6 protein-coding genes are annotated in these 5,438 nt (G+C 33.0%); 4 read left to right on the forward strand and 2 right to left on the reverse strand.

The window, feature by feature from the left end:
* Positions 1-165: 165 nt before the first annotated feature.
* Positions 166-996: a bifunctional hydroxymethylpyrimidine kinase/phosphomethylpyrimidine kinase gene (thiD, locus tag HMPREF2576_RS02270; RefSeq protein ID WP_002458379.1), complete on the reverse strand. Its 831-nt coding sequence runs from the start codon at positions 994-996 to the stop codon at positions 166-168.
* A gap of 103 nt (positions 997-1,099) precedes the next feature.
* Entirely contained in the window at positions 1,100-2,080 is a 981-nt protein-coding gene (locus tag HMPREF2576_RS02275) for a choloylglycine hydrolase family protein (protein ID WP_002470570.1), read from the reverse strand.
* Positions 2,081-2,246: 166 nt separating this feature from the next.
* Between HMPREF2576_RS02275 and HMPREF2576_RS02280 the strand changes: the two genes are divergently transcribed.
* From HMPREF2576_RS02280 to HMPREF2576_RS02295, 4 genes are all read left to right on the forward strand, one after another.
* Entirely contained in the window at positions 2,247-2,897 is a 651-nt protein-coding gene (locus HMPREF2576_RS02280; RefSeq protein WP_001832132.1) for a uracil-DNA glycosylase, read from the forward strand.
* A 9-nt stretch (positions 2,898-2,906) separates the two neighbouring features.
* Positions 2,907-3,266: a DUF5327 family protein gene (locus tag HMPREF2576_RS02285; protein ID WP_001832078.1), complete on the forward strand. Its 360-nt coding sequence runs from the start codon at positions 2,907-2,909 to the stop codon at positions 3,264-3,266.
* 24 nt (positions 3,267-3,290) lie between these two features.
* Complete coding sequence (locus tag HMPREF2576_RS02290) at positions 3,291-3,659, forward strand: DUF423 domain-containing protein (protein WP_002494334.1); 369 nt, start codon at positions 3,291-3,293, stop codon at positions 3,657-3,659.
* A gap of 115 nt (positions 3,660-3,774) precedes the next feature.
* Positions 3,775-5,265, forward strand: coding sequence for an APC family permease (locus HMPREF2576_RS02295; protein WP_001832531.1), 1,491 nt, complete (start codon positions 3,775-3,777; stop codon positions 5,263-5,265).
* Positions 5,266-5,438: the final 173 nt, after the last annotated feature.

Consider the following 5,438-nt stretch of genomic DNA (forward strand, 5'->3'; position numbering starts at 1 on the left):
ATTATTTCAATAGAAATTGTCTTTATTTACTTATTTTGGAACTTTTTGTTCCAGGCTTTCCACATCTATATAGATATTGATTTAATTATAATTACAATGTTTGTAGGAATTAAATGAGACTATAGATGAGGGGTAAAATGTACTAGTATTTATATATATCGTATTTTAAACCTCAGTGACTTCAACGTTAATCTGTTCAATACGGTTATATGCACCATGATCAACAGGTCCTACAAAGTCATTCATTTTCCAACCATTTTTGATTGCTGAAGCTACAAATGCTTTAGCAGCAATGATTGCTTCTTTTGGAGATTTACCGTTCGCAAGATAAGCTGTTGTGGCAGCAGCAAATGTGCATCCTGCACCATGATTATAACTTTGTTGGAACATGTCAGTAGTTAATTGATAAAATTGTTGGCCATCATAGTACAAGTCATAAGATTTATCTTGATCGAGTGCTTTACCACCTTTAATAATGACATGAGGTGTGCCTTTGTCATAAATCACTTGAGCAGCTTTTTTCATATCCTCAATTGATGTTAATTTTCCTAAACCAGAGAGTTGACCTGCTTCGAATAAATTCGGGGTAACAACCGTAGCTTTAGGTAGTAAATATTGAATCATTGCTTCTGTGTTTCCTGGGTTAAGTACTTCGTCTTCTCCTTTACAAACCATTACTGGATCAACTACAAAATAGTCTGCACCAGATTCAACAAAAACATCTCCGGCACGTTTAATAATGTCTTGTGTCCCTAACATTCCTGTTTTAATAGCATCAGGTCCAATTGATATTGCAGTTTCAAGTTGTTTTTCGAAAACATTCATATCAATAGGTGTTACATCATGGGACCATGTTTCTTTATCCATTGTTACAATAGATGTTAAAGCGACCATTCCATATACATCAAGTTCTTGGAACGTTTTAAGATCTGCTTGCATACCGGCACCAGCACTTGTATCTGAACCAGCTATCGTTAATACTTTTTTTAAAGCCATCATTCATTCACTCCCATTAATTTCTAGTGTCTTTATCATATCATGTTTATCGCGTACGCTAAATTATTATAATTTTTAAATGCATATCAATCATCATACTTAGCTATTGTATTGATGTTATCTTTAATTCGTGATTAATAGGTAAGAATGTCCTCTCATTCTTACTTAAAATGTCTTCAGTTAATTTTATTTTGAAAATTTGATTGCTAAAGTAAGGCTTAATATAATAACTTCTTTCTTTACTTTCCATCACTAATTGATATTGTGTGTAATGTATTTTATTGGCATCGATAACTGCACCTTGAGGGATACTGACTGATTCTAGAACTTTAAAACAATTCATTAAATTTTCATCTTCATTATGGGAACAGCGTAGTTGGTGTCTTAAATATGTAGCGCGTATAAAACGTTCTGTTGACGTATAACCACCCGGTAAGCCATTTGTTCCTGCTTCACAGCCCATTGATCTTACTAGCACTTTACCTATTAATTGATTGGTTGATTTCTGTGGCGTTAAAAAAGCGTAATTTCTTAAGTTAGATAGATGCCAATCTAATTTAGGTTCATTTGTTAAGGTATGAACATAATTATCTTTAACTATTAATAAGCCATTGTGAGGTTCTATGGCTACGGTATGTCCTGTTTCATCAGTGACCATGAAATGTAAAGGAGGAACGATATTCAAAGTCGTATTTTTTTCATTCATAATATTGATTTTCTTAACCTTTTGTTTTAATTCGCTAATACTTTTATTAAAACCTAAAACCCAAACAATAAACTCCTCAGGTGCTAAGTTAAAATAACCATAACGTTTATGGGTACTGTATGAGGCTTCACCAGTGAAGTAATGGTTCGAAATAGCTAAACCTTTTTCGTTTATACCATCACCAAATCTATAACGTCCTACTTTTAAATTAGTTCCAACAAAACCATATTCAAGACGCATGTCTGAATCTAGATCGAATTGGTAGTGATAATGGCGTGGAACAATGGTTGGGATACCATTAAATTCAAATGCAAAGTCCATTGTTCTAGCTAAATAATGGTAACGTTGTTTTGTATATAAAGAAATGGCAGTACACATATATAACACTCCAAACTACTGAAATTTATCTATATTAATTGTAATATAGATAAAAATGCGCTTATTGTAAACCTGAATCATATAAAAGTTTACAAAAATTAATGCTTATAAAATCAGTCATTTTTCTAATATGAATATGTTAAAATGTAGCTTGAGGTGAAAACGAATGAAATGGTCAGAGGTATTTCATGATATAACAACGCGCCATGATTTTCAGGCGATGCATGACTTTTTAGAAAAAGAATATACGACTCAAACCGTCTATCCAGATAAACAAAATATCTATCAAGCATTTGATTTAACGCCGTTTGAAGATATCAAGGTTGTTATTTTAGGGCAAGATCCTTATCACGGTCCTAATCAAGCACATGGTTTAGCATTTTCAGTGCAACCTCATGCTAAATTTCCACCATCTTTAAGAAATATGTATCAAGAACTAGAAAATGATATAGGGTGTCATAGAACTTCGCCTCATTTACAAGACTGGGCAAGAGAAGGTGTCTTGTTATTAAATACGGTATTGACTGTTCGACAAGGTGAAGCACATTCACATCGAAATATTGGATGGGAAACATTCACGGATGAAATCATACAAGCTGTTTCTAATTATCGTGAGCATGTTGTTTTTATTCTGTGGGGAAGACCGGCTCAACAAAAGGAACGATTCATTGATACATCTAAACACTTAATCATTAAATCGCCACATCCTAGTCCACTATCGGCTTTTAGAGGATTTTTTGGTTCTAAACCTTATTCAACTACAAATAACTATTTAAAATCTAAAGGGAAAACACCAGTTCAGTGGTGTGAAAGTTAGGTGAGAATAATGAACAAAGAACAGATTCTACAATTGATTGAGCAAGAATTGATACAAGCAGATGAAGCTCAGACAGATACGGAATTTGAAAAGCATATGTATGCTATACACATGCTCACATCTCTTGTTAGTTCTCATCAAAGTCGTTCTACAATAGAGAAATTAAATCATTCTAAACCAATGAATAGTAATATCAAAGATGATTATGAGATGAAACAACAGTCTTCACAAAAACATCATGTAACTGCAGCTGAAATAGAAGCAATGGGTGGTAAAGTACCACAATCAATGAAAAAGCATCATACTTCTAATAATATGATGATTACAGATGATCAAGTTGGTAATGGTGAATCTATTTTTGATTTTTAAATATAAAGGAGTACATTCAAAATGATGAAAGTTTTTATTATTTTAGGTGCATTAAATGCAATGATGGCTGTCGGTACTGGCGCATTTGGAGCACATGGGTTGGAAGATAAATTATCAGATAAATACATGTCAATATGGGAAAAAGCAACAACTTATCAAATGTATCATGGATTAGGTCTGTTAGTTATAGGTTTAATAAGTGGTACAACATCAATTAATGTAAATTGGGCTGGTTGGTTATTATTCTTTGGTATTGTCTTTTTCAGTGGTTCCTTGTATTTCTTAGCCTTAACACAAGTTCGTATTTTAGGTGCAATTACGCCAATAGGTGGTGTTCTATTTATAATTGGTTGGCTTGTTCTTGTGATTGCTACACTTAAATTCGCTGGGTAATCACTTCATATAATCATGTTACAATATGACAATCTTTACAATTTAATGGTAAAAGTTCATGAGTTAATTCACTCACCTTTTAGGGTATACTATACTCTCGAGGTGAGTTTTATTTATGGAAAATAAAAATAACAATGTAGATAGAGGTAACCTTAAGCAGAATCTTTCCGAGAAATTTGTATGGGCTATTGCATATGGTTCGTGTATCGGATGGGGCGCTTTTATATTACCAGGAGATTGGATTAAACAATCAGGGCCTATTGCTTCTTCAATAGGTATAGTAATCGGTGCGTTATTGATGATTCTTATTGCTGTAAGTTATGGCGCACTCGTTGAAAAATTTCCTGTTTCTGGTGGCGCATTTGCTTTTAGTTTTTTAAGTTTTGGAAGATATGTAAGCTTTTTCTCTTCATGGTTTTTAACATTTGGCTATGTTTGTGTTGTTGCGTTAAATGCGACAGCATTCAGTTTGTTGATTAAATTTTTATTACCAAATGTTTTGAACAACGGTAAGTTATATACAGTAGCTGGTTGGGATGTTTACATAACTGAAATTGTTATCGCAACTGTGCTACTTATAGTGTTTATGTTGATTACTATTAGAGGTGCCAGTGTGTCTGGTTCGTTACAATATTACTTCTGTGTTGCAATGGTCCTTGTAGTTGCACTTATGTTTATAGGTTCTTTCTTTAGCAGTCACTTTAGTTTGAGTCATTTAGAGCCATTAGCAAGTGTAGATAAAGGATGGTTTCAATCAATCATTATGATTGTCTCTATTGCACCATGGGCGTACGTAGGGTTTGATAATATACCGCAAACTGCTGAAGAATTTAACTTTTCTCCTAACAAGACGTTTAAACTTATTGTTTATAGTTTACTAGCTGCGTCACTCACTTATGTAGTGATGTTACTTTACACAGGCTGGCTAAGTACACAAGCAACAAGTTTAAATGGTAACTTATGGCTTACAGGTGCAGTGACTCAAGATGCATTCGGTTTTATTGGCCTTGCAGTATTAGCAGTGGCAATTATTATGGGGATTTTTACTGGATTAAATGGATTTTTAATGAGTTCGAGTCGCTTATTATTTTCAATGGGGCGCTCTGGCATTATGCCAACAGTATTTAGTAAATTACACAGTAAACATAAAACACCATATGTCGCTATTATCTTCCTAGTAGCTGTATCTTTAATTGCTCCTTGGTTAGGTAGAACGGCATTAACATGGATTGTAGATATGTCATCTACAGGTGTTTCAATTGCATATTTTATTACTTGTTTATCTGCTACGAAATTATTTAGTTTTAATAAACAGAGTAATACGTATGCACCAGTTTATAAAATTTTTGGTATTATAGGATCGATTGTATCCTTTGTGTTCTTATGTTTATTGCTTATTCCAGGTTCTCCTGCAGCACTTTCGATACCATCATACATCGCTTTAGGAATTTGGTTGGTAATAGGATTAATCTTTTTTATCATTCGCTTGCCAAAACTTAAGAAAATGAATAATGATGAATTGAGTCGATTGATTTTAAATCATTCTGAAGACGAAGTTTTAGAGATGGTTCATGAACCTGGTCAATCTAATTCAACGAATAAATAGATTTAAAAGTTATTTCGTGACAATTTTATAAAGAGGCTGGAACAAAAAGGTCCAAGATAAGTAAAAAAAGACAATTTCTATTGAAATAATATAGAAATTGTCTTTTTTATAATTTTTTTTGATTATTTTCAGTTCGTTAAGCTGTTACTTTTCTTATATTAAGCCACGATGAT

Source organism: Staphylococcus sp. HMSC063F05, assembly GCF_001837075.1.
In the GTDB taxonomy this organism is placed as follows: Bacteria; Bacillota; Bacilli; order Staphylococcales; family Staphylococcaceae; genus Staphylococcus; species Staphylococcus epidermidis.

Coding starts and splice junctions, on each gene's coding strand:
- HMPREF2576_RS02280 (WP_001832132.1), top strand. CDS start 2,247: ATGAAATGGTCAGAGGTATTTCATGATATAACAACGCGCCATGATTTT.
- HMPREF2576_RS02285 (WP_001832078.1), top strand. CDS start 2,907: ATGAACAAAGAACAGATTCTACAATTGATTGAGCAAGAATTGATACAA.
- HMPREF2576_RS02290 (WP_002494334.1), top strand. CDS start 3,291: ATGAAAGTTTTTATTATTTTAGGTGCATTAAATGCAATGATGGCTGTC.
- HMPREF2576_RS02295 (WP_001832531.1), top strand. CDS start 3,775: ATGGAAAATAAAAATAACAATGTAGATAGAGGTAACCTTAAGCAGAAT.
- HMPREF2576_RS02275 (WP_002470570.1), bottom strand. CDS start 2,080: ATGTGTACTGCCATTTCTTTATATACAAAACAACGTTACCATTATTTA.
- thiD (WP_002458379.1), bottom strand. CDS start 996: ATGGCTTTAAAAAAAGTATTAACGATAGCTGGTTCAGATACAAGTGCT.